The sequence below is a fragment of the Hymenobacter sp. YC55 genome (assembly GCF_029433095.1).
GTDB lineage: Bacteria > Bacteroidota > Bacteroidia > Cytophagales > Hymenobacteraceae > Hymenobacter.
The window spans coordinates 274,411-300,585 of sequence record NZ_JARNTX010000003.1 but is presented as its reverse complement, the minus strand read 5'-3'; the positions used below and the strand labels follow the sequence as shown (position 1 = coordinate 300,585).

At 56.4% G+C, this 26,175-nt stretch carries 24 protein-coding genes; 15 read left to right on the top strand and 9 right to left on the bottom strand.

The window, feature by feature from the left end:
* Nucleotides 1-94 precede the first annotated feature (94 nt).
* The 3 genes from P1X16_RS21595 to P1X16_RS21585 all read left to right on the top strand — a co-directional run bounded on the left by P1X16_RS21595 (nucleotide 95) and on the right by P1X16_RS21585 (nucleotide 1,995).
* Nucleotides 95-712 carry a TetR/AcrR family transcriptional regulator gene (locus P1X16_RS21595; RefSeq protein ID WP_277233676.1) on the top strand — a complete coding sequence of 206 codons (618 nt, stop codon included), beginning with the start codon at nucleotides 95-97 and terminating at the stop codon, nucleotides 710-712.
* Between the two features lie 127 nt (nucleotides 713-839).
* Entirely contained in the window at nucleotides 840-1,385 is a 546-nt protein-coding gene (locus P1X16_RS21590) for a Crp/Fnr family transcriptional regulator (protein ID WP_277233675.1), read from the top strand.
* Between the two features lie 187 nt (nucleotides 1,386-1,572).
* Nucleotides 1,573-1,995, top strand: a complete 423-nt coding sequence (locus P1X16_RS21585) for a Rid family hydrolase (protein WP_277233674.1) — start codon at nucleotides 1,573-1,575, stop codon at nucleotides 1,993-1,995.
* A gap of 167 nt (nucleotides 1,996-2,162) precedes the next feature.
* Here P1X16_RS21585 and P1X16_RS21580 read toward each other — a convergent pair whose 3' ends face one another.
* A complete protein-coding gene (locus P1X16_RS21580; protein ID WP_277233672.1) occupies nucleotides 2,163-5,222 on the bottom strand; it encodes a PAS domain-containing protein in 3,060 nt (1,019 codons plus the stop codon).
* A gap of 343 nt (nucleotides 5,223-5,565) precedes the next feature.
* Between P1X16_RS21580 and P1X16_RS21575 the strand changes: the two genes are divergently transcribed.
* Nucleotides 5,566-5,988, top strand: coding sequence for a hypothetical protein (locus P1X16_RS21575; protein WP_277233671.1), 423 nt, complete (start codon nucleotides 5,566-5,568; stop codon nucleotides 5,986-5,988).
* A 350-nt stretch (nucleotides 5,989-6,338) separates the two neighbouring features.
* Here the strand turns inward: P1X16_RS21575 and P1X16_RS21570 are convergent, their stop codons facing one another.
* Nucleotides 6,339-6,614: a hypothetical protein gene (locus tag P1X16_RS21570; protein ID WP_277233670.1), complete on the bottom strand. Its 276-nt coding sequence runs from the start codon at nucleotides 6,612-6,614 to the stop codon at nucleotides 6,339-6,341.
* 306 nt (nucleotides 6,615-6,920) lie between these two features.
* On the opposite strand from P1X16_RS21570, the gene P1X16_RS21565 reads away from it, so the two are divergent.
* The 4 genes from P1X16_RS21565 (at nucleotide 6,921) to P1X16_RS21550 (ending at nucleotide 9,547) form a co-directional block, all read left to right on the top strand.
* The gene (locus P1X16_RS21565) at nucleotides 6,921-7,136 is read left to right on the top strand and encodes a hypothetical protein (protein ID WP_277233669.1); all 216 of its coding nucleotides are present in this window, start codon (nucleotides 6,921-6,923) and stop codon (nucleotides 7,134-7,136) included.
* 736 nt (nucleotides 7,137-7,872) lie between these two features.
* On the top strand, nucleotides 7,873-8,412 hold the full coding sequence (locus P1X16_RS21560) for an N-acetyltransferase (protein ID WP_277233667.1): 540 nt from the start codon (nucleotides 7,873-7,875) through the stop codon (nucleotides 8,410-8,412).
* 26 nt (nucleotides 8,413-8,438) lie between these two features.
* Nucleotides 8,439-8,999, top strand: a complete 561-nt coding sequence (locus P1X16_RS21555) for a Crp/Fnr family transcriptional regulator (protein WP_277233666.1) — start codon at nucleotides 8,439-8,441, stop codon at nucleotides 8,997-8,999.
* Between the two features lie 158 nt (nucleotides 9,000-9,157).
* Nucleotides 9,158-9,547: a RidA family protein gene (locus tag P1X16_RS21550; protein WP_277233664.1), complete on the top strand. Its 390-nt coding sequence runs from the start codon at nucleotides 9,158-9,160 to the stop codon at nucleotides 9,545-9,547.
* Between the two features lie 260 nt (nucleotides 9,548-9,807).
* On the opposite strand, the gene P1X16_RS21545 is transcribed toward P1X16_RS21550, so the two are convergent.
* The gene (locus tag P1X16_RS21545; protein ID WP_277233662.1) at nucleotides 9,808-10,749 is read right to left on the bottom strand and encodes an NAD(P)-dependent alcohol dehydrogenase; all 942 of its coding nucleotides are present in this window, start codon (nucleotides 10,747-10,749) and stop codon (nucleotides 9,808-9,810) included.
* A gap of 263 nt (nucleotides 10,750-11,012) precedes the next feature.
* Between P1X16_RS21545 and P1X16_RS21540 the strand changes: the two genes are divergently transcribed.
* Nucleotides 11,013-11,513 carry a cupin domain-containing protein gene (locus tag P1X16_RS21540; RefSeq protein ID WP_277233660.1) on the top strand — a complete coding sequence of 167 codons (501 nt, stop codon included), beginning with the start codon at nucleotides 11,013-11,015 and terminating at the stop codon, nucleotides 11,511-11,513.
* Between the two features lie 5 nt (nucleotides 11,514-11,518).
* On the opposite strand, the gene P1X16_RS21535 is transcribed toward P1X16_RS21540, so the two are convergent.
* Nucleotides 11,519-12,499, bottom strand: coding sequence for an AraC family transcriptional regulator (locus tag P1X16_RS21535; protein WP_277233658.1), 981 nt, complete (start codon nucleotides 12,497-12,499; stop codon nucleotides 11,519-11,521).
* 537 nt (nucleotides 12,500-13,036) lie between these two features.
* Between P1X16_RS21535 and P1X16_RS21530 the strand changes: the two genes are divergently transcribed.
* The 3 genes from P1X16_RS21530 to P1X16_RS21520 all read left to right on the top strand — a co-directional run bounded on the left by P1X16_RS21530 (nucleotide 13,037) and on the right by P1X16_RS21520 (nucleotide 15,560).
* Nucleotides 13,037-13,957, top strand: coding sequence for a DUF808 domain-containing protein (locus P1X16_RS21530; protein ID WP_277233656.1), 921 nt, complete (start codon nucleotides 13,037-13,039; stop codon nucleotides 13,955-13,957).
* Nucleotides 13,958-14,263: 306 nt separating this feature from the next.
* Nucleotides 14,264-14,533, top strand: a complete 270-nt coding sequence (locus P1X16_RS21525) for a GNAT family N-acetyltransferase (protein ID WP_277233654.1) — start codon at nucleotides 14,264-14,266, stop codon at nucleotides 14,531-14,533.
* A gap of 190 nt (nucleotides 14,534-14,723) precedes the next feature.
* Nucleotides 14,724-15,560, top strand: a complete 837-nt coding sequence (locus P1X16_RS21520) for a CPBP family glutamic-type intramembrane protease (protein WP_277233652.1) — start codon at nucleotides 14,724-14,726, stop codon at nucleotides 15,558-15,560.
* A 524-nt stretch (nucleotides 15,561-16,084) separates the two neighbouring features.
* Here the strand turns inward: P1X16_RS21520 and P1X16_RS21515 are convergent.
* Together P1X16_RS21515 and P1X16_RS21510 are read right to left on the bottom strand one after the other, a co-directional pair.
* Entirely contained in the window at nucleotides 16,085-17,098 is a 1,014-nt protein-coding gene (locus P1X16_RS21515) for an SDR family NAD(P)-dependent oxidoreductase (protein WP_277233651.1), read from the bottom strand.
* A 131-nt stretch (nucleotides 17,099-17,229) separates the two neighbouring features.
* A complete protein-coding gene (locus P1X16_RS21510) occupies nucleotides 17,230-18,000 on the bottom strand; it encodes an SDR family oxidoreductase (protein ID WP_277233649.1) in 771 nt (256 codons plus the stop codon).
* A gap of 106 nt (nucleotides 18,001-18,106) precedes the next feature.
* Here P1X16_RS21510 and P1X16_RS21505 point away from each other — a divergent pair, with 106 nt between their 5' ends.
* The 3 genes from P1X16_RS21505 (at nucleotide 18,107) to P1X16_RS21495 (ending at nucleotide 20,939) form a co-directional block, all read left to right on the top strand.
* Nucleotides 18,107-18,460, top strand: a complete 354-nt coding sequence (locus P1X16_RS21505; RefSeq protein WP_277233648.1) for a helix-turn-helix domain-containing protein — start codon at nucleotides 18,107-18,109, stop codon at nucleotides 18,458-18,460.
* 403 nt (nucleotides 18,461-18,863) lie between these two features.
* Nucleotides 18,864-19,883 (top strand): SDR family NAD(P)-dependent oxidoreductase, encoded by a 1,020-nt coding sequence (locus P1X16_RS21500; RefSeq protein ID WP_277233646.1) that lies wholly within the window; start codon nucleotides 18,864-18,866, stop codon nucleotides 19,881-19,883.
* Nucleotides 19,884-20,081: 198 nt separating this feature from the next.
* On the top strand, nucleotides 20,082-20,939 hold the full coding sequence (locus P1X16_RS21495) for an AraC family transcriptional regulator (RefSeq protein WP_277233642.1): 858 nt from the start codon (nucleotides 20,082-20,084) through the stop codon (nucleotides 20,937-20,939).
* Nucleotides 20,940-21,121: 182 nt separating this feature from the next.
* Here P1X16_RS21495 and P1X16_RS21490 read toward each other — a convergent pair whose 3' ends face one another.
* From P1X16_RS21490 to P1X16_RS21480, 3 genes are all read right to left on the bottom strand, one after another.
* Complete coding sequence (locus tag P1X16_RS21490) at nucleotides 21,122-22,855, bottom strand: alkaline phosphatase D family protein (RefSeq protein ID WP_277233639.1); 1,734 nt, start codon at nucleotides 22,853-22,855, stop codon at nucleotides 21,122-21,124.
* 788 nt (nucleotides 22,856-23,643) lie between these two features.
* Nucleotides 23,644-24,867, bottom strand: a complete 1,224-nt coding sequence (locus tag P1X16_RS21485) for a CehA/McbA family metallohydrolase (protein ID WP_277234111.1) — start codon at nucleotides 24,865-24,867, stop codon at nucleotides 23,644-23,646.
* Between the two features lie 457 nt (nucleotides 24,868-25,324).
* On the bottom strand, nucleotides 25,325-26,107 hold the full coding sequence (locus P1X16_RS21480; RefSeq protein ID WP_277233637.1) for a S1/P1 nuclease: 783 nt from the start codon (nucleotides 26,105-26,107) through the stop codon (nucleotides 25,325-25,327).
* Nucleotides 26,108-26,175: the final 68 nt, after the last annotated feature.

Sequence of the window (26,175 nt, the reverse complement as noted above, 5' to 3'; positions counted from 1 at the left end):
ACCTACTTAACGTAAGTTACCAATAGTAGGTTACTATTGGTAACTTACGTTAAGTAGGTTATTTTATTGCGCGCTTCCCCGACCCCCTTACCTTATGCATCACTCTCCGGACCCAGAGCAACCTAAGCGAGCTGCCGGCCGGCTCTCGAAACCCGACCGCCGCCGCCAATTGCTTGACATGGCCCTGGTTATCATCCGCGAAGAAGGCGCCGACCGCCTAACCCTAGGTCACTTGGCAGCACGAGCTGGCGTTTCCAAGCCCATCACGTACGAACACTTTGGCACCCGGGCAGGCTTGCTTATTGCCTTGTATAAATTGCTCGACGAGCAGCAGGTAAATGCCTTGCAGGAGGCTCTTAAGAGCGTCCACCACAATTTAAAAGACACGGTTGCCGTTCTCGCCACCGCCTACATTCATTGCTCGGTGGACACGGGAGGCGAATGGCACGCGGTAGGGGCGGCGCTATCGGGCAGCGAGGAAATGGGGGCGGTCCACCAAGAGTTGCTCGATGGCTACGTTCAATTATTCATGGCCACGCTCGGTCCGCACAGCCCGCTCCCCCCCGCCGAGCTGCATCGGTGTTGCGTTGGGTTGGTTGGGGCCGGCGAAGCGCTTTCGGTGATGATGCTCGGCGGGCACTGCACTGAGCAGCAAGCGGCAGAAGCCTTTTCCTCTTTAATCCGGGGCGGTTTACGCCCGGCTGCGCTCTAACCCTGGGCTTGGACTGCCACGAGCGTTCGAGTAAGCTCGGATATGGTAGACCTGGGCAGAATAGGCAACTTAGTGGGCCACGGGACTTCACCTAGATAGCCCAAATGGTAATACTTTCTTTAAAACCATGCAGCACCTGTTACGAGCCCACCTCGAAAGACTGCTCCCGCTCACCGACGCAGAATTTGCGCTGGTACTCGCCCGCTTCACCTGCAAACAGTTTAAAAAGCACCAATTTCTCGTCCAGGAAGGCAAGGTAGTTCTGCATAATTACTTGGTTGTGGCGGGCTTGCTAAAGCTGGTGCATACCGACGAGGCTGGCAAACAGCACTTTCTTTCGTTTGCCATGGAAGACTGGTGGGAAACCGACTTTCAAGCTTATTACACCCAAACGCCGGCCATCCTTTCTCTGCAGTGCCTAGAGGATACAACAGTCTACTGCCTGACGCTAACAGATTATCAGGCGCTTTGCGTTGAGCTTCCGCAAATGGCCACCTTTTTTCTGCATAAGCTGGCCCTTCATTCCATTGCCGCCCAGCAACGCCTTGTGTCACTGCTTACTTGTTCAACCCAAGAGCGCTACGAGCAGTTGCTGGAAAAATACCCCCGCTCAAGCAACGGATTTCAAAAACGCTGCTGGCTTCTTATCTGGGCGTGGCGCGCGAAACCTTGAGTCGGTTGTCGAATTAGCACCTACGGCGCCGAAAATAGTGAGGTAGGTCACGCAAAGCCCTAAACGACGCCTCGGAATTTTGCGAAGGCAACTACAACCGGCCTGCAGCAGAAACCCTGCACCGGTTTTGCTTCTCTCTTTGCTCACAGAGAGAGTTGCCTTAACTCGAAACGCAAGCACAAACACTATGGACTCGCAAGCAAAAGAAACGCAAGCGCTTGGCATGCCCTGGGAAGCGGAGTACGGCTACGCCCAAGGCTTGAAACAGGACGGCACCGTGTGGCTATCCGGCCAAGTAGGCCACGACGAACACGGCCTCGTGGCCAACGACATGGAGACGCAAATGCGTCAAGCCTATGCTAATACCCGCAAATTGCTGGCGGGCTTCAACCTGACCATGAACGATGTGGTGGACGAAACCCTATTCGTACTCGATAACAGTACGGGGTATGCCGCGCGGCAGAAGCTAGGCCGGGAGGTGTACCCTGACCCGATGCAGGTGCCCAGCACCATGATTGGGGTAGCCGCCCTGAATTTGCCGTCGTTGCTGGTGGAAATCAAAGTAGTTGCCCGACAGTCAAATCCTGCTTTAAAACAAGCTAACCAGTAGACTCCGGAAGCTTCTTTTAAGACAAGTACGCCATCGGGGACCACGCGCTGCCGGTAGTGGGCCTGGTCGTGGAGAAGCAGCCCGCTCACATCAGCGCCGAACTACTTGAGGTTCTTTGCTACAAGTTTGCCCATATCGTGAAGGGCAAGTTACTCAGCAGGGCCCTGCTAGGCAGCAGCCCCGACGGCGTGGGGCAAGTACACCAAAAAGGTAGTGCCAACGCCGGGCTGGCTGTGTACCTCGATGCGGCCACCGGCGTTTTCAACCATGCGTTTAACCATGAACAACCCGATGCCGCTGCCCTCGACATGGCTGTGAAAGCGCTGAAACATGTCGAACAAACGCGGCACGTGGTCCGCGTCGATGCCCAAGCCATTGTCGTGGACTTCCAGCACAACGTACCCGGCCCGCTCGTAGCCTCGGACGTCCACCTGGGGCTTTCGATTCGGGGAGCGATACTTGAGCGCATTGCTAAGCAAGTTATACACCACCGACCGCAGGTTCTTTTCAGAAAACGGGACTGGGGGCACCGCGCCCACTTCGAGCACCAGCACTGCGCCTGTTTCCTGCAACAGGGGCGCTAGGTCCTGGTGCACGTCCGCCAAGACCGCCGCCAGGTTCACCAAGGTGGTAGGGGCCGCGTACTCTTTCTGCAGTTTAGACACGTCGGTGAGGTGCTCGATGGTGCGTTTGAAGCGCTCCACCGCTTCCAGCATCCGGGTCAGGGTGGAACCCACGTATTCCTCTTCAAACACGGCGGCGGGCAGCTCGTCCTGCAGCAAATACAACAAGCCCTCGATGTTGGAGATGGGAGCTTTTAAATCGTGGGAGGCCGTGTAAATGAAGTTATCTAGGTCCACGTTGGTGCGCCGCAACTGCTCGTTGGCGGTACTAAGTTCCTGGGCCAGGGCCAAGGCGTGCTGACCGCTTTCCTCTACTATGCGCCGGGCCTGCACTTGGTCGGTGACTTCGTGGGCAAAAACCAGCACGCCATCGACCTTGCCCTGCGTGGTGCGGCGAGCCTGGTAGGTGAAGGTGAAGTACAGCTCTTCCAAGGGGCCACCCTCGGTGCGGGCCAGTTGCAAGGGCAGTTCCTGGGCCACGAAGGTTTGGCCGGTGTCGTACACGCCCCGCAAATACTCGTGAATGGGTGTTCCATCGATTTCAGGCAGGGCTTCCAGCACGGGCTTCCCGAGTAGCGCACGGCCAGGAAAAATGCGCTGGTAGGCCGGATTAACTAATTGAAGCACCAGGTCAGGGCCAGCCATAATGACAATGGGGGCAGGAGCTTCCATAAACAACCGGTGCAGTTGCCGCCGCTCCTGCTCGCCCTGCTCGCGGGTCCGTACTTGGTCGGTGACGTCGTAGGCAAAGATGGAAATGCCGGCAATCTGGTCGTTTTCGCGGTAGGCCTGGTACGTGAAGGTGTAGTACACTGGCTGGTCGGGGTGCCCCTCGCGCGGTTGAAGGTGCATGGGAAGCTCCAGCCCGAAAAAGGTATCGCCGCTGCGGTATACATTATCGAGCTGGGTCAGAAAGCCCGCTTCTTCGGTTTCGGGTAAAGCTTCGGCCACCGTTCGGCCGGTAAGCTGGCGGTCGGGGAAAAGCTGCTGGTAAGCCGCGTTGACGTACTCGAAGCGGTGGTTGGCCCCGCGCAACAGGGCGATACTGGCCGGGGTATGGGCAAACACTTGGTAAAAGGTTTCGCGCTCGGCGGCCTGGCGCTTGGCCGCGGCCAGTAGCTCGGCCTGCAGGTCCTGGGCCTGCTGGCGGACCCGCACCCGTTCGGTGACGTCGACGCTGTACACCAGGACACTAGTGGTCTGCCCTTCCTCGTTGGTTAAGGGCTGGTACAGAAAGTCCAGATACTGCAACACCAACTCACCACTCGTCGGGTTATAGAAGCGGATGGGCGCTTCGTCGGCGGCTACGGACTGGCCGCTGGCGTACACCTGTTCGAGCAAGCCAAGCACCCCCTGGTCTCGCAGCTCGGGCATGACCTCGGCGAAGGGAAGGCCGAGCTGAGCTCGCCCACCAGTCAGGCTGCGGTAGGCATTGTTGAAAAAGGTGTAGCGCAAGGCCGGGCCCTCGAGCGTAGCCAGGGCGGCGGGCACCTGCCCGAGAATCTGTGCGAGCCGGTCCTGCTGGCGGCGTAGCTGCGTAGTGCGTTCCTGCACCCGCTCCTCTAAGTGCTGGTTGAGATGGCGCAGTTGCTGCTCGGTTTGCGCCAACCTCGCGTTGGTTGCCAAGTATTCCTCGTTGGCTGCCTGAAGTTCTTCGTTGGTAGCAGCCAATTCCTCATTTACGGCCGCCAGCTCTTCGTTGAGCTGCGCTGTTTCCCGTTCCTGCGCTTCGACGAGGTGCCGGGCCGCAACGGTCTCCGTCACGTCGCTGGCCACCACCAGCACGCCGGTTGTCTCGCCCTGTGCATTACGCTGGGGCTGGTAAACAAAGTTGAAGTACACCGTATCAAGGCGCCCTTGACGCTGAAGCTGAAAGGGTAGTTCCGTACCTACATAAGGCTGACCGGAGTGCAGTACACCGTCCAGGAGGGTGTCCACCCCTTGGCCGTCTAGCTCGGGTAAGGCCACGAGCAGGGGCTGCTCGAGCAACTGCGCCTCGGTGCGGGCCCAGATCTGGCGAACGGCGGGGTTGGCCAAGGCAATGCGGTAGGTGGGCCCCTCCAACAAGGCAATGGCAACGGGGGCCTGCTGCAGCACCTGCGTTAGTTGTTGGCGCTGGGTTTCAACGGTGGCGCGGGCGGCTTGCTCCCGGGCTTGGCTTTCACGCAGCGCTGCCTCGACTGCTGTACGGGGCTGATTGGCCGTATCGGTGAAACTCACCAGCAGGCCGTTGCCACAGCGGCGAGCGGCCAGGTCGAAGTAGTTATCGAGCCCGTCGCCCTGGTAATTGACCTGGAGCCGGGCAGGTTGCCCAGAGAGAAAAGCGCTACAGTGAAAAGCAAACACCCCCGTTTCGAGCGTGTGGGGAAAATGTTGTAGATACGTACCGCTAGGCCGAGCCGGCTGCTGCAGCATACGTTGCGCCGCCGGGTTAAACAAGTCAATGCGAAAATCCACGAGTTGGTTTTCGGCATCCCATATCGGGGAGTAAAGGGCTAGGCCGGTCAGCGAAGTTTCCAACACGCTCCACAGCAAGTCCGCTTGCGGATAAGCGGCCAGCAAGTCAACGGGAAAGGAAGAAGGCGGGGAAAAGAGGTCAGCCATAACCCAAAGTACGCTATTCCGGCTCTCTTGCCGTCTACAGCACACCACGGTTCGCCTTAACAGGGTTCTTCCTCAGTAGACCAGCAACGATGAATGCGCTGCTGTTACAACTCTTACTAGCCTGCCCCTTAACTGAAAGCCAGTTGGCAGGCTTTTACTCCCACAATACGAGAAAAGTGAGCCCTCCTAGTTGAAAACCAGTAGTTCATCGAATACTTGGCCGCTAAATTGTGCTGAGTGACAGAAGCCAGCAACCCCACCCGCATAATCCGGAGGGACACGGAACCAGACGAAAACTGGCGCCATTTTGGCGAGTTGTACTTAAAGTAGTTGCTTTGCTTTTATGTCTACTAGTTATCGGGTTTATTATGAAAACGCAGTTGGCCGGGCGGTCGACGATCCGCTGGGCTTCGCGCGTCTTACTTATCACACTGGGTCGCGACCGCGCGATGCCTTTCAGGCCTTGCTCGGACACGTGACCCGCTTGCTAGCCCGGCGCGGGGATGGCTGTCTGCTGGTCGATCAGCGCCGGATGGCCTCGTTCACGCCCGAAGAACAAGCCTATATGATAGAACAGTGGCTGCCGCGCACGGTGCAGGAAGGCGGCTACCGCTATGGCGCCGTCATAGTGGCCGAGGATGTATTTGCCCGCTTGGCAATGGCCGCAGTGGTAACGGGTGTGCGCGCTTTGCCTTTGCAGTATCGCCACTTCGAGCAGGAATCGGCTGCCGTAAGCTGGCTGCTTGAACAGCAGCGCCGGGGGTAGAAAAGGTTGTTTCTCGAATAGGTGAACTAGCCGCTGGGCTACCTAGAAATCGGTAGCCCACAAAACCTTGCGGATCCTAGCGGGCCGCATCCTGCAGCAGATACTAGTTAACGGTAGCTTACTCACTGAAGCCTAGATGTCCGTGCGTCAGCTCTACGAATGCGGTGTGCTGAAAACGTAAGTTGAAAGTACTAAAGTCGCGTTACGACTCTGAATACCTCAATTCGGACCCCTAAACGCTGGCCTCTGCTCCTGATGCAGGAACCACAGGGCTGGTGCGCTTTGCCTTGTGCCGCGCTACTTCTGACACAGCCGGAACACCTGTGGTGGGTTTCTAGCTGTGAAAACTCTTAAAAAGGATGTCGTTCACAATTAAGCTCGAACAGCTCCTCCCAGGAAATGATGCGCGTCTGCTTGGTGTTCTTATCGATGGTAAAGCCTGGCGCTTCACTAGCTTCGTGCGCTGGCGGCCTAGTCACGCGTCGGTAGTGAAAATCCACATACCAGCACGAGGCGTACTCGGTCAACGAAGTCAGCATCCGCGGATAATCCAGGGCGGGGCTACTACAATCGTCTTTTTCAGTTAAATACAATAAAGTCAGCCTACTGGCTTCGTCGCGGTTCATAAAGCTCGTCCGTAATCAATTTCGAAAGTACGAGACCCAAGCCTAACGCAGATTGCGTTCTTTTTGAAATTGTGCCAGCGCCTTTGTCACAATACAGGGCTTACTGTACTGTTCAGCTTCAATTCGTGTCAACCGGAGAAGTAACCAAAGTCCTTTTCTAAAAAACTACTTATAAATACAATCATATTATACCTATAAAGTACAAGTCAAGAAATCGTATTCTCTGTCCTGGCTACTTACTCATCGGCGAGCGAGCTTTGCAGCACTACAAAGCTCGCTCTTCCCTATCTCTAGTTCACACCTTGTATGTTGCTCTGTTGCGCCTTTGCTCCCGTACTTTCACTTGCTTCTCTCCCGCTCGACTTGCCTGACCGGGCGCGCAACACCGAGGATGCTGTGCCAGGCTACGTAACTCCGGACGGAGACTACATTTCGCACGAAGAAGGGGAAGCCACTTTGCGCACGGGGCTGGCCCTGGTAATAGGTGATTTATGGATTGGCTTAAATGAGTTAAGTAGATAAAGGCTGCTGTCTTTCCAACTAGGCGCCACAGTTGGTTGAAAACGATACTCGGATATCCCTGATTAGTATCTAATAAACTAGAGTAGGCGTGGGTCGGGTGGTGAGTTTTGCTTGTCTATGTCAGCCGCGGTAATAGCGAGCAGAGTGGAAAATGCAGCTAACCATTCCCGGGGCCAAACATCCGGGCAGCGAACCTGCTGGTTGGCCTAGTTAGCTAGCAAGGGCGACCCCTGGTTTCGTTATTAAGACTACGCCCTCAGAACGGCAGCTATGCAGGCGAAGATGACGTAAAAGGACGGCAAGCTGTTTCTTTTTGCCTCCCATTTTTAACATCGTTCTGCTGTCCTCCAGCAGCTCAATTGTCTCGCAGCATACAGCCTGCTCGGTGTAGCCCCGCATGACTCCAACACGGACCCGGCTTTCGAAAACCAAAACGTGACTTCTCGGTCCGCGCGCCGAGCGTAGGCCCGCGCTAAGCTGTGCTGCAAGACGTAAACCGAGTGGGCCAAGATATCATCCTGAAACAAGCACGGGCCTTTCGAGAGCGTAACATACTCGGCCAGCGCCAGTAGCTTCGCCCGCGAGGCCGGGGGCAGGGGGCACGTCGCGTGCAACAGCTCGGGTAAGCTCATGGGCAGTTGGCTAACGACAAGAGGCTGATCCACATCGGCGAAGCCCCCGCTTGCTAGTTCAAAGCAACTAAAATCCTATTATTGCACACCACACCACTAGCGCTATGCCCCCTATCACCATTACCCCCGTCGGGCTCTCTGACCTTGACCGCCTGCAACAGATCGGCCGCCAAACGTTTTTCGAGACATTTGCTGCCAGCAACTCCGAGCAGAACATGCAAACGTACTTGGCCGAAGGATTTTCCAAGGAAAAACTGACGGCGGCGCTGTTGGAGCCGCATTCCGCCTTCTACTTTGCCGAAATGGCAGGCCGGGTCATCGGGTACCTCAAAGTCAACACTGGCCCGGCCCAAACAGAGCAGCAAGTCGCTCACACACTAGAAATTGAGCGCATCTACGTCTTGCAGGAGTTTCACGGCCACCGGGTCGGGCAGGTGCTCTACGAACACGCCCTAGCCTTGGCCCAACAGGCGCAGGCTGAGTACCTATGGCTGGGCGTGTGGGAAGAAAACGTGCGCGCCATTCGCTTCTACGAGAAGAACGGCTTTGTTGCCTTCGGCCAGCACGTGTTCACCCTAGGAGACGACGAGCAGACCGACATTCTGATGAAGCTAGTCTTGCCACGCACCCCCTCCCCAGTTTAGTTTCTAGTGCTCATTTCTTGCAAGTTATGCAGCAGCAACTCCGCGCCCACATAGAAAGGAGCGTCTCGCTGACGGATGGGGAGTTTGCGAGTGTGCTGGCGCACCTGACTGAAAAACAGTGCAAAAAACGCGAGTTTCTGATTCAGGAAGACCAAACGGTCGAGTACGCTTACTTCGTGGTGTCGGGTTTGTTGAAGCTGGTTTACACTGATGACGCGGGAAAACAGCACATTCTATCGTTTGCTATGGAGGACTGGTGGGAAAGTGACTTCCGCGCCTACTACACCCAAACGCCCGCGACCCTGTCGTTGCAATGCGTGGAGGATACGGTCGTGTTCTGCTTGTCGCTGGAACACTACCACGCGCTTTGCGCTCGGCTGCCCAAGATGGAACGCTTCTTCTTGCAAAAAGCGACGTTTGGATCTATTGCTGCCCAGCAACGCGTGCTTTCCCTGCTGACCACCAACGTTCAGCAGCGCTACGACCAACTGCTACAACACTACCCGCGGCTGGTGCAGCGAATTTCCAAAACCCTGCTCGCCTCCTACCTAGGGGTCTCGCGAGAAACGTTGAGCCGACTTTCCTAGCGCACTTTGCTGAGCCCAATAGAAACTAGTGATGTAAATCACACCTAGTCTTGGGCGTGCGTTGGCACTTTTGCTGCGGCAAGCCTAACCTCTAAAGGCAACGCCCTCCTACCCGCACCGGCCAACCATCTGGGGCAGTACTTTAAAACGCAGCAAACATGGAAAAGCAAGTAATCAACCCTTGGCAATGGCAGCAGCAGCGCAGCTACGTGCAAGCCGTGGAAGTGCAGCACGTGATGGGCACCCTGTATTGTGCCGGGCAAGCCGCCGTCGACGCGCAGGGCAACTCCAGCACCGCCGATATGGAAACGCAGCTACGGCAGGCCCAGCAAAACGTCGAGCAGGTAATCCGTACGGCAGGCTACGAATGCCAGAACATCGTCAGGCTAACCCTTTATACCACGTCCTCGGCCGAGCTGTTCGCCTGCTTCGGGGTTTTCCAGGAGTGGGTAGCTCGCCATGGAATACAGACGGCGGCTACCCTACTGGAAGTGAAGGGTTTGTTTGAAACGCTGAAGGTGGAATTAGAGGCAACCGTTGTGAAATAAATTTCGGCGAGTAGTTCAAGCAATCGGCCCGCAACTTCACTCGGGAAGCCAGGACCACAACTACGGTGGAAACCACAAGTTCAAGCAGTGGCTCAGTGACTGTTATGCACAGTCTAAGCACCTATGTATAGTAGCTTAAAGAAACCCGCCGTGTTAATGAGTTGTGCATGGAGCCCGATAAAGCTTCGGTGAAGAAGGCTGAGCGCCAAGCTGCCCGGAACGAGTAGCTTGGGATAAACCTTGTTCGGCACCGCCCCCTTTTAGCTAAGTACCACCACAGCTTTGCCTTTCACTTTGCCCTGACTTGTTTCCTGGTAAGCCTGCCTGACGTTGACCAGGGGATACACCTTCTCCACCGGAATTTGCAACTGGTCCTGGGCCAGCGTGGCCAGCGTGTTGAGCCCCTCTGTGGTGGGTTTCAGGATAAGAATCCGGTGCTTTTTGGTGGAGAACAGGTTACGCAGAAACGACAGCACCAAGCCCAGTGGCGAAGGCAGCGTACTCACAAAGGTGGCGCGGGGCTTAAGCAGCTTTTTGGCGGCGGCGAAGGATAGTTTGTCTGACAAGTCGATGATGGTATTGAAGCGCTGGGGCAGCTGCGCAACATCCTGCCGGGTATAATCGAGCACCGTGTCGGCGCCCCAGGCCGCGGCGGCCGTAGCTCCTGCCGGACCGGTTACGGCCGTCACCTGGGCGCCACGCCGCTTGGCTAGTTGCACCGCGAACATTCCTACGCCACCCGTAGCGCCGTTGATCAGCACCTCGTCGCCTTTGCCAACGGCGGCTAGCTGGTCGACAATCTGCAAAGCGGCCAGTCCGGTTACGGGCAGGGCCGCCGCTTGCTCAAACGAGATGCTAGCTGGTTTTAAGGCCAGGTTAGCCTCGGTGACTGCCACATAATCGGCCAGGGCGCCACCCTTGAAGACCTCCAGCAAACCAAACACGGCGTCGCCCACCCGGAAGCGCGTGACGCCGGGGCCTGCCTGAGCTACGACACCCGAGAAATCGATACCGACGCCCTTCGGAAACTTCGACCCCGACATGAGCTTCATCTCGCCCCGGTAAACCTTCCAATCCAGGGGGTTGAGGGAAACGGCCTTTACTTCAATCAATAGCTGATTTTTCTCGATGGCGGGGGTGGGCTGCTCCCGAACCGCCAGGACCTGCTCGTCGCCGAACTGGTCATACACTACTTTACGCATGGGGTTGCTAGTTTTAGTGGGCCGCAATAAGCCAGGCCCGCGTCCGGTGCGACCAGGCAACCGGCTCTTGGCTGCCGCGGGGTAGCTCTTGCCCTGCAAAGGTGGACCGGCGGCCACCCCAAATGGTAGCGCTAAACGGCGCAAAAACAGTCCGATACGACAGCACTGCCGCGCTTGTCCGATTGAGCTGATTTTCTGCCTTTTTGGAGTAGCCCTAGGGCCGCGCCAGCCCCACCTTTGCTCCATACAAATCGAATTGTCGTATGGAAACGCACAAACAATCCCCCGTCACGCTGGGGCCCCAACAAGGCGAAACCTTGGCCGTAATGGGCAGCAATTACCGCATCCTGGCCACCGGCCACGACACGGCGGGCGCCTACGCCACCATCGACATGGTGGTGCCGCCCGGCGGCGGCCCCGGTCCCCACGCCCACGCCGACATCGAAGAAACCTTTTTTGTAGTGGAAGGCGAAGTGGAAGTGAAATCCGAGTTCGGCACGTACGTGGCCGCCGCTGGCTCGTATATCCGCATTCCGAAGGGGGGCGTCGTGCACAGCTTCAAAAACAAAAGCGCCCAGCCGGCCCGGCTGCTGTGCACCGTGGTGCCGGCGGGCCTGGAAACCTTTTTCCAGGAGATTGGCCAGCCGGTGGTCGCCGGTCAGTTTCTGCCGCCACCCGTGCTCGATGCAACCGCCATCCAGCGCATTCAAGCCCTGGCTCAAAAGCACGGGCAGCAAGTGTTTCCACCCAATTTTCTCGATTAATGCCCCTACGACTGCGAGTAGCGCTTGGGGTGGAGGCCGTAGTGCTTTTCAAACAGCCGACTGAAATGGCTTAGATTGGAAAAGCCCAGCTCGTAGCCTACCTCGGCCACCGAGTGCTGGCCCTGCTTGAGCAGGAAGGCGGCTTCCTTCATGCGGGCCTGCTGGTAGTAGGTGTACACCGAGCTGCCGAAGGTTTGCTTGAAGAGTTGCTTGAGCTTGGTTTCGCTCATGGCGGCCTGTAGGGCCAGTTCCCGCAACACGGGCGGCGTGCCTAGGTCGTCGAGCAACTGATTGCGCACGAGTAGCAGCCGCTCCGCGTCGGCGCTGTTGAGGGGCTGGTGCGGGGCAGATTCGCGCTGCACCAACTTCCGAAACAGCAGGTACAGCAGCTCCTGCACCTTGATCTGGGTATAGAAATGACTTAAACTGTCCTGCTGGTTCACTTCCGTGATATTGCGCAGCAGCAGCTTGGTTTCGGCCGTCATGTTCTCGAAAAACAGGAAGGAACTGCCCTCCGCCGTCAGGGTAGCCAGCACCGCGTGGGGTTCACTACCGGCTAAGAGCGCCTTCAACCGAGGGGCTCGGATGCCCACCACCATGTAGTGAATAGCGCGGTGCGCCGGAAAGCAGATAGTGGAGCTTAGATCGTTGGACGTCAGTTGGATGGCTGAATCGTCGCGCTGGGAAAACCGGACCCGCGGATGGTTGGCGTAGGCAATGTCGAGCGGCTGCTCATTGTTGTAAAAGAAGATGGTAATCAGCCCGTTGTCATCGTCGGCTGCCTGCCGTTTAATAATGAGGTCTTCACGAAGAATATAGTGGTGGACAACCAACTTGAAGTCGGGCCCGAACCGCAGCTTGCGTACATACCCTTGCCCTAAGTGCTCTGGAATGACTACCAAGTCGTTATGCGCTGGCGCTTGGATGTACCGGGCAAACTGCGTGATAAAATCGAAGTCGGGAGTCGCTGAAAAGCTGAACGTCATTCCAATTAACGGGTAAGCTGGTGTTGGGCGGGGTGGCAAAGAAACAAACCAAGCTGTTTCTCTCACCGAAAACTAAGTAGCCGAAGCGGAATTTGTTGGAGAAAAGGCCAAAGATGAAAATAGGAAATAGAAATCCATGGCAGCTGATGGCTACTGCTAGCACAGTCTTCCCCACCTAATTCAGCACGCTGAGCAAGAGGCACTACTACCCGTTGCGTCAATAAGACTCTGTACTCATTTCAGGGGGCAACTGTCCGCAGTTTACCTAGGCGAGCCCGTATCAGCCAACCCGCCCCCTGCCTGTATAGGGCCTCGATTAGGGTTTACTCTTGCCCTGTTCCAAATAAGATGGTTCCCAGTCTTCGACGGCTAGCCGCCAGCCGATCCACTCAAGTATATTTTTTCTCCAGTGGGTCAAGCAACCCGCTTTTACCAAGAAAGAAATGCACCGTTCACCAAACCGCTATAACTTGCTGCCCAACGGGGTAAAACGCTTACTCCCTTGAAAACGCAAATCCAGTTACTAACACCCAAAGCATGGCTTCAGGTTTTTTTGCCCTCTTAGATGACATATCTGCTTTGGTAAAAGCAAGCGCGGCTAGTTTAGATGACATACCCGCCCAGGTAACCAAGACCACCGGCAAGGTTTCCGGCATTGTTATCGACGATACGGCCGTTACGCCCAAGTATGTTGTGGGCCTCGACCCTTCCCGTGAATTATCGATTATCTATCAAATAGCGAAAAAATCACTTATAAATAAATTATTTATCCTGACTCCCGCCGCCTTGTTGCTCGGGTATTTTGCTCCTTGGGCCATTACGCCCATTTTGATGTTTGGCGGGGCGTACTTGTGCTTCGAAGGGTACGAAAAAGTGCATTCCCTGTTTAGCAAATCCCACGCAGTAGATGTTGAAAGCGAGCAGGTAAAAACGATTACGCCCGAGGAGCTGGAAAAGGAACGGGTGGCAGGGGCCGTGCGCACCGACATTATTCTATCGGCCGAAATCATAGCCATTGCTTATAGCCAGGTAGCCGACCAGAAAGTGGTAAATCAGATTGCCGTCATGGTGGCAGTGGCCATTTTTATCACCGTGGCGGTATATGGCTTTGTGGGCTTGCTGGTTAAAGCCGACGATATTGGAGTACACCTCACCCAAGATAAATACCCTCCTTTAACTCGAAAACTGGGGCGTGGCATCGTGAAATTTATGCCCCGCTTCCTGAACATTTTGAGTTATGTGGGTACGGCAGCCATGCTGTGGGTAGGAGCCGAAATCATAGCCCACGGCATTCCGGTTACCAGTCATTTACTGCACGAGTTGGAACATGCTTTAGCTGATATACCGGCTGTGGCCTGGCTGGCTAAGGCGCTGGCTTGTGCTATTGCCGGGATACTTATTGGTTTTGTGGTTGAAAAACTAGTGGTGTTGTTTAAAAAGGTGTTTCGCAAGCAATAACAAGCCCTGGGGCCGAATAAGGCAGTAGGAGGCACCCGCCGCAAAAGAGAAGATCAATGAAGAAGTGGTTTCTGAATAGTTTGCCCTAAGCCGACTTCTGAGGTAGAGTGCTATGATTATTATCCGCCCCGTCCAACCTACCGACTTAGCGGCCTTGGCCACCCTATTTCTACAAAGCCGCCGGGCGGCGTTTTCCTGGCTGGAACCAACACAATTTCAATTAGCCGACTTCGAAGAGCAAACGAGGGACGAAACCATCTGGGTGGCTACCCTTCCTGAGGGGCCGCTCGTTGGTTTTGTTTCCGTATGGGTACCTACCCGCTTTCTGCATCACCTCTTTGTGGCACCTTCTTATCAGGGCAAGGAATTGGCTCGCGCTTGCTGGCTAGCCTGCGCGCTTGGTTGCCTTTGCCGTACACGCTCAAATGCTGGACCCGAAATACCCGCGCGCTGGCCTTCTACGCCAAGCACGGCTGGCGAGAATTGGGTAGTGGCGGCCAAGGAGAAGAAACCTATCAACTGCTGCAATTCGAGGCCGCATCCAACCAGCCTCCGCCAGCCGAGCACACTACTTGAAATCTAGCCTTAAGCGACTACCCGGACGGTAGCGTTACCTCAATTTTTCGCTTGATCGACCAAAGAAAAACGCTGAAAATTGATGTAAAGCAGATGGTAGTAAAAGGGTGACAAGATCTACGGAAGACGCTATACCAGTGGCAAGGCATTCGGCGTTGTTGTGGCGTGATCTTCTATTCTTTATCCTTCTATGTCGCCTGTTAGTGGGGCTACTATCGTGTTTTGGGGCCTGTTGTGGGCTGGCTTCTGTGTCGGGTTGTGTTTCGGCCCTTGGCGCGCGGCGCCTCGTCTGCTAGGCTGGGCGGCGCTGGCGTGCGTCGTGCACCTATACACCTTGTGGCTGGTGCCCCCCTGGACCGTGTGGGCGTACTGGCTCGGCTTGGTGCCCGTCACGTGGCTGCGGGAAATGGCCTGGCCAGCGCCCTTGAACTGGCTTGGCAAGAGCATCGGAGTGCTGTGTTCTTTAAGCTGGGTCTACGCTTGGCGGCGAACCACACCCGTCGCGGCCGGGCTGGTTCGCCCGGCCCCCGGGTCAGTACGGGCCATCACGCCGGCCGTGCTGGTCGTGGCCGTTGGCCTGCTGGTGGAAGCCTACGCTTCGCGTTATTCCTTTCTGCCCTTAACCGCTGTCCAGCACCTTTACTATCTGACCTTGCCCGGCCTAGATGAAGAGGTGTTTTACCGCGGCGCCCTGCTAGGGCTACTGGCCCCCGGCTTGCCCCGCACCCTGCCCTTGCCCGGCACGCGCACGAGTTGGGGTGGGGTGGTGGGGGTGCTGCTCTTCACCCTCGGCCACGGCCTAGGCTACCCGAGCCGGCTGTTCGAGCTGGGCTTCGGCGCCGACTTTTGGCGCTACATGCGGGCCTGGTGGTCGCCGACCCATTTCCCGCTCCACACCGTGCTTTTCCAACTGGGGATGGGCACGTTTTTCCTGTGGGTGCGCGAGCGCACGGGCTCGACTTGGGTGGCCGCCGCCGTTCACTGTCTGATGAACGGCTGTCTTTCCCTTGGTCATGCCGCCGGCTAAGGCGTCGCCGGGTATAAGACTATGCCTCCCCTAAACAAGCGTTCTTTTCTGGGAGTGGAACCGGGGTAGTGGTAGCGTGAATTCGTGCTAGCCAATAGCAGATATCGTCGAGGCGAGCTAAGGCTACGCGTAGCGAGAAGTTCACGTACGCATCGGTTACTAGCCTAAGGTTCTTACCTCGAATACCAAGATTAACTTACTAAACCCTATCACCGTTTGGAGCCTGGCCAACACGCTTTTTATAAAGCAAGTACTGGCCGTAAGCCGTTTCTGCGTTGCAGAAACGGCTTACGGCCAGTACTAGGGATGAGGCAGCTCACGCGCGGCGAGCGAAGGAACTGCTTATGCAAGACGCAGCATTACTTAACAGAGACCTAGGCTGTAAGTAGATACCTAAGCAAGCAGTGCACAGGGTTACTTTTCATCGTCCGTGCCCGTAACGAAGCACAGATTCCGCCGAAGCAAGGCCGAATTAATGGCAACTGCCAAGGCGCTTGCAGCACTTCCACGGGCTTGGTCCAGAACTATCCGGCGGGGTTGAAGGAAATACCGGTCAGCTTTTCGGTCAAGTGCCATAAGCGGGTGGCAGTGGCCGCATCCACCGAATAGGCCATCACCCCGGCCGACTCTACCCCGTTTGCAAAGCCCTCGCCGGAGGCTAGGCGGGCAACGTCGCTATCCTCACAGTACACGCCCCCAATAGTGTTCAGCAGCGGACTAGTTGCACACCAGATGGTGGTGGCAGCGCCTTGCGGGATGGATTTGAGCGAGCCAATGACTTCCGGCACTTCCTTGCCTTGCTTGTCATAGAAGCCGAACTGCTGCAATATGTCCATCGGCGCTTCTCTGAGCAACTCGGTTCCCCAGATATTGCCCGGGTGTAGGGAGTATGCCCGGATGCCCGCCGCGTGGCCCCGCTTGTCCAGCTCCAAGGAAAACAGGTTGAGCGCCGATTTGGACTGCCCGTAGGCAGCCATGGTATCATAGTCGCGGTGCTCGAAGTTGGGATCTTCGAAATTGAACGGGGCAAACTGGTGCCCAAGTGAGGACACGCTGACTACGCGGGCGCCCTGGGCTTGCTGCAACGCTGGCCACAAGCGGGCCGTGAGCTGAAAAGGGGCTAGATAGTTGGTGGCCAGCTGCGACTCGCTGCCCCGGCTGTCGCGGCGCAAGGGCACGAACATGATGCCGGCGTTGTGGATGAGCAGATGCAAGGGCCGGCCCGAAGCCAAGAACGAGGCCGCAAAGGCGTCAACCGAATCTGGCTGCATCAGGTCGAGTTCGGCCAACTCTATGTTGGCTACGCCCGCCAGATTTTCCCGGGCCTTTTCCGGGCTGCGGGCAGGCACAACTACGGTGGCGCCCGCGGCGGCCAGGACTTTGGTGGTTTCCAGGCCAATGCCGGTGTAGCCGCCCGTGACGATAACTACTTTGCCGGCCAGATTTATTCCTTTGATGACTTCGCTGGCCGTGGAAGTGGCCGTAAAGCCCGAGCCTAGGGGCGCTTGCAAGGCGCCGTTATCATTTGTCTGTTCCATTATTTTATGCGAAAAAGTTGCCACAAAAACCCTGGCTCCTGTATCTAAAAATTCAGTTACCAGATGAAAGACTTGCCTCAGCCGGTAAAGAGCAGGTAGCGCGCATACCTACTTCTCCCGGTTGGTTGCGCTTATTTCATTAAGCTGATGTTGGTCATTCCGCCGTCGGCCAGAATTTCCGTTCCGACAACAAACGAGGAGTCGTCCGAGGCCAGGAAAACCGCTGCTTTTCCCATTTCGGAGGGTAGTCCCATCCGGCCCACGGGAATGATGTCTTTCCAGACCTGCTTAACTTGTTCTAGCTGCTCCTGCGGCACTATCTTACCGAATACCGGGGTATCAATGGAGCCGGGCGACAAGGTGTTGACTCTGATTTTACGCTCCAGCAAATCCAGCGATAAGCCTTTGGCCAACGAAATAACTGCCGCTTTGGCCGCGGCGTAGATTGTCATGCCTGGTGCGGCCCGGTGGGCGGCGCTCGAACCAATAAGGATGATGGAAGCTCCCTCGCTTAGGTAAGGCAAGGCTTTTTGAACGGTGAAGTAGGAACTCTTCAAATTCAAGTCCATGTACCCGTCGTAGTTGTCTTCCGTAACATCGTCGATGGCGGCCATGGGGCTGCCGTCGACGATACCGCCCGCATTCACCACCACCGTATCAATCTGGCCGAACCGCTCGAAAGTGTCTTTGAAAACCCGTTCCAAGTCTTCCATCTTGGTTACGTCGGCTTGGAGGCCGATAAAGTTGGGGCCAAGCTGCTGAACGGCTTGGTCGAGGGTTGCCGGGTTTCTACCGGTGATGGTGCCGACGGCCCCTTCGTGTTGGAGCGCTTCGGCAATGCCGAAGCCGATGCCACTATTGCCGCCCGTTACCACGGCGACTTTGTTTTTAAGCTTGCTCATGTTCTCAGTTAGTTGAAATTCAGAGCGCCAAAGGTAGAAGCGCATTGTTTCTTTTCGCAACTTTGTATCCAAAAGTAACAGTAACCTCCAGGTAACCTCGCCCCTTATGTCCTGCCCCCCTCGCCTCAATGACCAACACCGAAAGGAAATGCGCGCCGTCCAGGACTCGATGGACGTGCTCAGCGGTAAATGGAAGATTTCTATCATCTCCTCGCTGTGCTACTACAACCAGCGCCGCTTCTCCGACATTCTCGCCGACGTCTCGGGCATCTCCAACAAGATGCTCAGCAAGGAACTTAAAGAGCTAGAAATCAATCAACTCGTGCGGCGCACCGTTTTGAGCACGCAGCCCATTACGGTGCAGTACGAACTAACCGAGCACGGCCTGACGCTGCAGACCATAATCCAGAACTTGACGGAGTGGGGCATTGCCCACCACCAAAAAATATTCAAGCAGTAGGTCGAGCAGTCCATGCCACGCAACCGGGCAGTAGCCCGTAGGTAAAGGAACGTGCTTACTGCCCGGTGGCCCTGGCGCACGTGCATACCGTGGAGCGCAGCCGAATTTTTATTCGGACAGCGCCAGGTGCCCCCATCATCATCCCTGTTGGCGACGCATATCGAAGCACTTTCTACACCCGGCTGTAGACCAAAGCTAGAAACCTGGTTTGGTTTGCGGCGCGTTGTATTGCCGTCTGTAAATCCGCTTTGACGCAGCTACGGGGTTGCAGCTAAGAAATTTCACATCTGCTTGTTGCTGCTTGAAGTGGTCTTTTAAACAAACAAAATAGGTCTTCTAAACAAAGCCCGCCGTCGACAGGCCCTCGACCTTTGTCTCAACGCCAACCACTAATTTCTTAGCCGTGAGACAAGCTAATTTTCAAGGAGCCCTGCAAAAAGCCCTGCGCTCGGGTTTTGATGCCACCACCACTGCCACCGACGTCATCAAGGGCATCAACTTGACTGGCAAAATTGCCATTGTAACCGGGGGCAACGCAGGCATCGGGTTGGAAACCACCCGGGTGCTAGCGGCGGCCGGCGCCCATGTCATAGTTCCGGCCCGCGACGTGGAAAAAGCCAAACACAATCTGCAAGGCATTGCCAATGTGGAGCTGGAAACGATGGACCTAATCGACCCCGCATCCATTGATGCGTTTGCCGAAAGGTTTTTGGCTTCGGGCCGGCCCCTGCATCTGCTCATCAACAACGCCGGTATTATGTGGGTGCCGTTGCGCCGCGACCACCGGGGCATCGAGTCGCAGCTGGCGACTAATTATTTGGGGCAGTTTCAGTTGGTGGCTCGCCTGTGGCCAGCCCTCAAACAAGCCCAGGGCGCCCGGGTCGTCAACGTGTCTTCGTTTGGACACCAGATGGCGCCGTTCAACTTCGAAGACCCTAATTTCGAGCAGCGCGAATACCACACGCTCGAAGGCTACGGCCAATCCAAAACCGCCAGCAACTTGTTTACCGTGGCGCTAGACCAGCGGGGTCAGGCCGTGGGCGTCCGGGCTTACGCCGTTCACCCGGGCTCCATCAACGGCACCGAGCTTGGGCGCGAAGCACCCCTCGAGTTGTTTCAGCAAATGGGATTTTGTGATGCGCAAGGTAATGTGCTGCCCGAGGTGGCCGCCAAGCTAAAGACCGTTCCCCAGGGCGCGGCAACCACGGTGTGGTGTGCAACCAGCCCCCTACTCGACACCATGGGCGGCGTGTATTGCGAAGATGCCGACGTGGCCGAACTGGACGAAGGGCAAATCGAACACCGCCACGACGACCCGTCTACGGCCCGAGGCGTGCAGCCTTATTCCTTGGACCAGACCAGCGCCGAGCGGTTGTGGATCCTGAGCGAGCAACTCACCGGCATCACTTTCCCCGCCAACTAAGGCTAGCCCTACACCCTCGGGCGCCAATAGCACTGGGCTTTAGCTGCTGGCTGGGACGCTCAAGTAACAGAAAGATTATATTGGCCAAGGCGGGTTATGTCTGCGGCCATCAGCCCCTTCCGAACTGCGCACCCGTGAAGTGTAGTTACAGGCTGCGGCTATGAGCAGTTAACTTCCAACTCTGATGGCACGAGTTATATGGAACACGTATCAACCTACCTGACCCCGGAAATCAAGCTGTCTTGCTACGAAGACCACTTCTTTAAATCAGACGTGGTTTTCGACCACCACATGCTGATCTGGTTTATTTCCGGGCAAACCAAAATTGTGCAGGCCGAAGGCGTGCACTACTTCCAAACCGGCGACATCTTTCTGATTCCCCGCAACCAGCCGGCTACCATCCTCAATTACCCCAAAGACGGTTTGCCGCACAAAACCGTGGTTATGACGCTGACCACCGACATGCTCCGCACTTATTACAGTCGGCTGGCGGTGCAAGCGCTAGGGCCGGCCGCCCCGAAGATTCGCAGTTTTCGTCGGCATCCGCTCCTGGAGAGTTGCTTGGCTTCCTTGGTGCCCTACTTCGCCGTGGAAGGGCCTTTTCCCCCGGAATTAGCCGCCCTGAAAATCACGGAGGCCATTAGCATTTTGCGCACCATCGAGCCGGATTTGGACGATCTGTTGGCCAATTTCGATGATCCCCATAAAGTTGATCTCATCAGCTTCATGGAAAAAAACTACATGTTCAACATGCCCGCTGAAACCTTTAGCCAGCTGACGGGCCGCAGCCTAACTACGTTTAAACGAGACTTTAAAAAGGCATTCAACACCACCCCGCAGCGCTGGCTTACGCACAAGCGGCTGGAATTAGCGCATTACCACTTATCGGAGCAGCGCAGAAAGCCAACCGACGTGTGCTACGAAACCGGCTTTGAAAACCTCTCGCATTTTTCTTACGCCTTCAAAAAGCAATTCGGGTACTCTCCCGCGCACTTATTGGCCTCTAAAGGCCACGCGCAGCCGTCACAGAATGCGGAGCAGAGAGTCAGCTGCTAACACGAAAATTCTTTGCCCTGCACTACGCTACGCGGCCTAGCAAGAAATTCGAGTGCGTGACTCTAAGCACTAGACCCTGGCATAAAGCGAATCGGCAGTACACCTCAGTGTGCTGCCGATTCGCTTTATGCCGCCTCCCAGATACCAAAATACCAGGCAAGCGGTACCTCAGCTAAACTTTCTTACGACTCGGTTACCGTCTTGTTGGTTGTGGTGGCCGTGGTGGGAGTGGAAAGGCTTGCCACGTAGCGCCACTGCGAGGTAGCGTTGGTAGCGCCGAATTCGGCTAGCACATATCCGCGCTCGGAGGCGTCGAGGTAAAGCAGATCATCGATTAGTAGCTGGGTGGACTGTGTGAAACCTTGTAGGGCGGCCGCATTGCCGCCAAAAAGGCTCTCGAAGCCCGGTGAAGAAACCGAAGAACAGGCGAATTCAGCGCCAATTTTGCGGCCGCTGGCCGTGGTCAAGTCGTTGTACCAGGCATTGTGGGTGTCACCGGCCAAGGAAATCAGTTTCTTGCTGCCGACCGCCGCGAAGATCTTTTCGCGCTCGGCTGGATAGCCGTCCCAGGCATCCAGGTTGTAGGGCAGTACCGTTTCGACGCGGGCGCGCTCGGCCGCCGTCACGGTCGGATCACCCTGCTGAAGCCGGAGCTTGATGCCCACCAACTGCGTGGTCAGGGCCGTGTACTGCGCCAGTATTTCGGGCGTGGCCCCCGTCGAAGCCAGCTGGGCAATCAACACGAGCAGTTCGGCGGGCACGTACATTTTGCCCATGAGCACTTGCGAACCAAGCACTTGCCATTTGGCGGAACTGCTGGTTAACTGGGAGGTGAGCCACTCGCGCTGCTCGGCGCCTAGTATAGTGCGGTTCGGGTTCAGCCAGGCCGCCCCGAAGGCCGCTTGGTTGAACGTGCCGTTTTCGCTGAAGTAGTCGGCGTAAGCTAGCTGCTTGTCGCGGCCGACCATGCGCGTGTCGAGCATAAGCAAATTGGCGAACCCACCCAGGTCGAAGTTGCGGTAAATCTTTTCCCGGCTGGCCACGCGCGCTGGCAGGTATTCGTGCCAGACTTGCTGGGCAATTTGTCGGCGCTGAACAAAGCTGCCTTCGTTGGGCTGGTGGTTTTCGGCCCCGTCCACATAGGCATCGTTGGCTAGTTCGTGGTCGTCCCAGACGCAAATAAAGGGCTTGAGCTGGTGGGCTTTCTGCAGCTGCTTGTCGCGGCGGTACTGCTGGTAGCGGGTGCGGTAATCACTGAGGCTCAAAACTTCGGTGGCTGGCATGTGAAGCCGGTTCAAGGCCAGCGTAGTAGGGTTGGTGCCGTACTGTCCCGCGCCATACTCGTAGATATAGTCGCCGAGATGCACTACCACGTCGGCCTCGGATTCGGCCACCGCGCCGTACACGTTGAAAAGGCCGGCTTGGTAGTTGGCGCACGACACGACGGCCAGCTTCACGCTGCCGACCTGACCCGCCGCGGGCAGCGTGCGCGTTTCGCCTACCACCGACTTGGCCTTGGTTAGGGTATTGGAAAAACGGTAGTAGTATTTTTTGTTGGGCGTCAAGCCTGCCACGTCCACGGCGACGGTATAGTCGCGCTCAGCCGTTGGGGTGACTGTGCCGCTTTGCAGCACGGGCGCAAAGCGGTTGTTATCGGCGAGTTCCCACTGCAGAGACGCCGCGCCTATCTCGCGGCTTATGGGTACATAACGGGTCCAGAGCAGCACACTGGTTTGCGTCGGATCAAAGCTGGCTACTCCTTCCAGAAAGCCAAATGGCACCGGAAAACCAGGGGCATCACTATCATCCTCGCAGCTGACCAGCAAGGTGGGCAGCAAGGTAACTCCCCCGGAAACCAACGCGGTGTTTTTGAGAAACGACCGCCGACTGAGATTTTTAGTATTTTTCAACGCCATAGTATGACTATTAAGCTAAGCTCTGCGAAGGTAGCCAACGCGTATTACCGCATTGTTATAGCCATATTACCGAATCAACTTGTTTGCTTTCAACACGTTATTCAGGGGCAAGGCCTTTGCCGCTTACTTCTTCCACCCAAGCTTTACTGCCACTGGACCCAGAACAGGGTTTGGGAGAGGCAAGAATCAGAATAATTACCTTGTTGTACTTTCCGCCACCACATGCGGCAAGGCGGGTTGAGTGCGCTCCGGTGACGACCGCCTACACTTAGTATGTTGCGCTAAACCGGCGCATACTATACTAAACGTTCTATTGTACCTCCTGCGCAGGATGGTAAGAAAATGCGGTTACCTAGCGAGAAACCAAAGAGCACCCTAAAGCGCAAATTTGCCTGTCGCACTCGTTAACACAACTCAGTCTAACACCGGGCTTCGACAAGGTAAACAATTGATAATAAGCAGTACTAGGCCAATTCTTCGAAGAGCCTTATCTTGTTAAGGCCAGTTAAGCAAAAGTGGAAAGTCCAACCAACGCCTGGTCTGAAAGGAATAAGTGAAATGCGGTATTTCCACGAAAACAGAGAATTCCTAAAAGAACATCTGGCCCGCCTGATTGCCACGCTCATATTGCTGAGCATGGGTTGGGGCGCCTTTCAAGCGTGGCGGTGGCTGCTTTCCTTGTTTCGGTAAGCTGTAAGAGAGCCCCGAAAAACAGCTGGAAAAAGCCGTGTTTTGTTGCGCCGCGGCAACACGGCCGGGCGCTAGGCAAGTTGCTCTGAGTTATTTGCTCAGAAATTGGGGTCGAAATTAAAATAAATCGGGTTGGACAAACCCACCATCTTGCCGCTCAGCGCCGCTGACTCGGGCACCTGGGGGTAAGCGGTTGCCGGACCTTCCACAACCACTCGGTAGTAGGTCCGACCTGTGGATGGCGGGGTGTCCGTAAACTCGGCGGTGGGGGTTGGGCCGCTGGCTTGGAAGGTGCCGAAGAGGCCACCATTTTTCACCACGCTAATCGTGTAAGGCTCTTTTGCCACAGTGTTTCCGGTTAGCTTAACCCGGAACGTGACGGGCTTGCCCACGGCCTTGGTATTGTCGCCCATCATCATATCCATGGTGCCATCCTGGTTTGAATCGGCGTAGAATTCTACGCGCGGGGCAAACGGATTCGCGCTAACCGAGACCCGGCCGTTGGTAAGAGCCTCGACTACGGCTTGGGAGGTTCGGGCAGTGGCGAACACCCAGGTGGTGGGGGTGCCTACGTAGTTGGCTTTCGCTTGCGGGCTGTTTTTGGTGGCTAACTCGGGAGTGTCTGGCAGGCCGTGGTGCGCGTCGCTGCCTCCCCTACCCGTTAGCTTACGGCCCGAGGAAAGCATATCGTCCCAAATCATAATGGCGTTGGCATTGTTGGACCAGAGCACCGAATTCCAGACTTCCAGCGACTCCAGCATATCGTACGAGTAACCGAAGTGGTCTTTGCCGCTCGGGTGGTTGGCCGAGAGGTGAATGCCGAGCTTGTTTTTCACTTCGCCAACCACCACGTCGCGCTGGTCCCGCACCTCAAACAAGCGCTTATGATCATAGGGCTTGGCCGAGAAGATGTTGCCGTGCCCACGCGTGGTGGTCCATTCCGCGCCGTAGAGCAGCAGCAGCGAATCTGATGTAAACTCGGGGTCGGCCCAGGTATGATGGGCTACATCGCCATCGACGTGATTGTCGTGGTCGGTGATGCAGATATAGTCCATGCCCACCTTGCTGGAAAAGGCTAAAATCTTGGCAATGGGATTGTTGCTGGACTCTTTGCTGTGCCGGGAATGAACGTGCAAATCCCCCTTGAGCCACACTCCTTGGGTTAGGCTAGCTACTGGCAGCGGGTCCCCGGAAGGAGCCGACAACTTGCGCGAGCTTGCGGACTGCATCCCCGAATTGCGGTGGCAGCCCATTATAGCGAACAGCCCAATAAAGCACACGAGGCCGACTAGCTGCGCTAGGTTTCGGGAGAAGTTGATCATGTAAGACAAAACGAAGTGAGTTACTGGGGTAGGCGCCTTCAACCGCCGAGCCTACGGCGGAATCACCTAAAGCAGGCAACCTAAATCTTGGTGGGGAAAGTGAACAGCAAAGCTCAGCTGAGCTTGGCGACATTTCCGGGCCGGCGGAGACAGTCCGAACCCGTTTAACTTACTCGCCGGCCTAGCAGCAAGGCAAGCGCTGAATAGACGAGGGGAGAAACTCTGCCGTGAGCCCCTCCCCTCCGCGCCTCCTACTTCAGAAGAGTACGCTGGGCAAAGCACCGGATTTGCCGCCTCGCCCGCAAGCTAGCTCGCACAGCTTCATACAAACATAAAGCAGACGCCCCGCGATTACCAACTGAAATATACCCTACTCGCTTGCTGGACAACTGCTTAGCGTTACACGCTACTGGTGGCCGTTAGTTCTAAGCGTGACACAGGGTTCCGCTTTCTTCCCTTAAGAGAATACGTCGTTGAGCACGCCGGCCAAGCGGATGCCGGCCTGCAACAGCCGCTGCTCCATTACGGCAGCGTACTTGGGGTAGTAGCGGTAATCCAGTTCGGGCTGCTGCTGGGCTTCCACGGCCAGGGGCTGACTGAGCTGATAAGACTCGTAGAGCCAGGTGGCGGGTTCATCTTGCTGCCATTGCCGGATTTGCGTCCGGTCGGCATGATCCACGGTGGCGGCCAGTTCCAGGTACGTCAGGCCCGTGTAGTCGATCAGGCCACTGTCCCAGAGCCCGTGCAGGTTGGTGTCCTTGCCCCGAAACTTCACCAGAATCTTGTTGCCGCCCCGGGTTTCGGCGGTGCCCGTGTGCAGGGGCTGGTGCACGTCGCCGATGATGTGCACTACGAACTTGAGGGCAAACACCTTTTGCTCGCGCGTGGCCGCCGGGTCGCGCAGGGTTTTGATTTGGGTTAGCAAGCTGTTGTAAGCCGTTGGCTCGGTGATGCTCTTCAGCTGGCTTTCGTACTGAGGTTGCGTGAGGCCCACGGCCGTGTTCACGTAGTGCCAGGGCGAGGTGTAAGCAAAGTCGGGATACGGCCGAATTTCGTCGGGGTAGGTGCTTACCAACGCTAGCGTTTCGTGGCCGAGCAGCCGGGTGATTTCCCTGCGGGCTTTGCCGTTGAGATGGTTGTCGGCCACTTTGCCGATGGCGCGGTGCCCCACTACGCCCCAAGCAAACCCTGCGAAAGGCAAACCAAAAAACAGCGCGAGCAAGCAGTACTTTTTAAGCATCGAGAAAAAGAGGGTATGAGAGATTATAAAAACCAACGCCTGCGGGCGGGACCTGCAGGCGTTGGCTT

Excerpts from the sequence above, each read along its gene's own strand:
- P1X16_RS21540 (WP_277233660.1), top strand. The coding sequence starts at position 11,013 with ATGGAAACGCACAAACAATCCCCCGTCACGCTGGGGCCCCAACAAGGC.
- P1X16_RS21515 (WP_277233651.1), bottom strand. The coding sequence starts at position 17,098 with ATGGAACAGACAAATGATAACGGCGCCTTGCAAGCGCCCCTAGGCTCG.
- P1X16_RS21590 (WP_277233675.1), top strand. The coding sequence starts at position 840 with ATGCAGCACCTGTTACGAGCCCACCTCGAAAGACTGCTCCCGCTCACC.
- P1X16_RS21565 (WP_277233669.1), top strand. The coding sequence starts at position 6,921 with ATGTTGCTCTGTTGCGCCTTTGCTCCCGTACTTTCACTTGCTTCTCTC.
- P1X16_RS21570 (WP_277233670.1), bottom strand. The coding sequence starts at position 6,614 with ATGAACCGCGACGAAGCCAGTAGGCTGACTTTATTGTATTTAACTGAA.
- P1X16_RS21495 (WP_277233642.1), top strand. The coding sequence starts at position 20,082 with ATGGAACACGTATCAACCTACCTGACCCCGGAAATCAAGCTGTCTTGC.
- P1X16_RS21490 (WP_277233639.1), bottom strand. The coding sequence starts at position 22,855 with ATGGCGTTGAAAAATACTAAAAATCTCAGTCGGCGGTCGTTTCTCAAA.
- P1X16_RS21575 (WP_277233671.1), top strand. The coding sequence starts at position 5,566 with ATGTCTACTAGTTATCGGGTTTATTATGAAAACGCAGTTGGCCGGGCG.
- P1X16_RS21545 (WP_277233662.1), bottom strand. The coding sequence starts at position 10,749 with ATGCGTAAAGTAGTGTATGACCAGTTCGGCGACGAGCAGGTCCTGGCG.
- P1X16_RS21485 (WP_277234111.1), bottom strand. The coding sequence starts at position 24,867 with ATGATCAACTTCTCCCGAAACCTAGCGCAGCTAGTCGGCCTCGTGTGC.
- P1X16_RS21480 (WP_277233637.1), bottom strand. The coding sequence starts at position 26,107 with ATGCTTAAAAAGTACTGCTTGCTCGCGCTGTTTTTTGGTTTGCCTTTC.
- P1X16_RS21535 (WP_277233658.1), bottom strand. The coding sequence starts at position 12,499 with ATGACGTTCAGCTTTTCAGCGACTCCCGACTTCGATTTTATCACGCAG.
- P1X16_RS21505 (WP_277233648.1), top strand. The coding sequence starts at position 18,107 with ATGTCCTGCCCCCCTCGCCTCAATGACCAACACCGAAAGGAAATGCGC.
- P1X16_RS21585 (WP_277233674.1), top strand. The coding sequence starts at position 1,573 with ATGGACTCGCAAGCAAAAGAAACGCAAGCGCTTGGCATGCCCTGGGAA.
- P1X16_RS21510 (WP_277233649.1), bottom strand. The coding sequence starts at position 18,000 with ATGAGCAAGCTTAAAAACAAAGTCGCCGTGGTAACGGGCGGCAATAGT.
- P1X16_RS21550 (WP_277233664.1), top strand. The coding sequence starts at position 9,158 with ATGGAAAAGCAAGTAATCAACCCTTGGCAATGGCAGCAGCAGCGCAGC.
- P1X16_RS21560 (WP_277233667.1), top strand. The coding sequence starts at position 7,873 with ATGCCCCCTATCACCATTACCCCCGTCGGGCTCTCTGACCTTGACCGC.
- P1X16_RS21530 (WP_277233656.1), top strand. The coding sequence starts at position 13,037 with ATGGCTTCAGGTTTTTTTGCCCTCTTAGATGACATATCTGCTTTGGTA.
- P1X16_RS21525 (WP_277233654.1), top strand. The coding sequence starts at position 14,264 with ATGGGTACCTACCCGCTTTCTGCATCACCTCTTTGTGGCACCTTCTTA.
- P1X16_RS21580 (WP_277233672.1), bottom strand. The coding sequence starts at position 5,222 with ATGGCTGACCTCTTTTCCCCGCCTTCTTCCTTTCCCGTTGACTTGCTG.
- P1X16_RS21555 (WP_277233666.1), top strand. The coding sequence starts at position 8,439 with ATGCAGCAGCAACTCCGCGCCCACATAGAAAGGAGCGTCTCGCTGACG.
- P1X16_RS21520 (WP_277233652.1), top strand. The coding sequence starts at position 14,724 with ATGTCGCCTGTTAGTGGGGCTACTATCGTGTTTTGGGGCCTGTTGTGG.
- P1X16_RS21595 (WP_277233676.1), top strand. The coding sequence starts at position 95 with ATGCATCACTCTCCGGACCCAGAGCAACCTAAGCGAGCTGCCGGCCGG.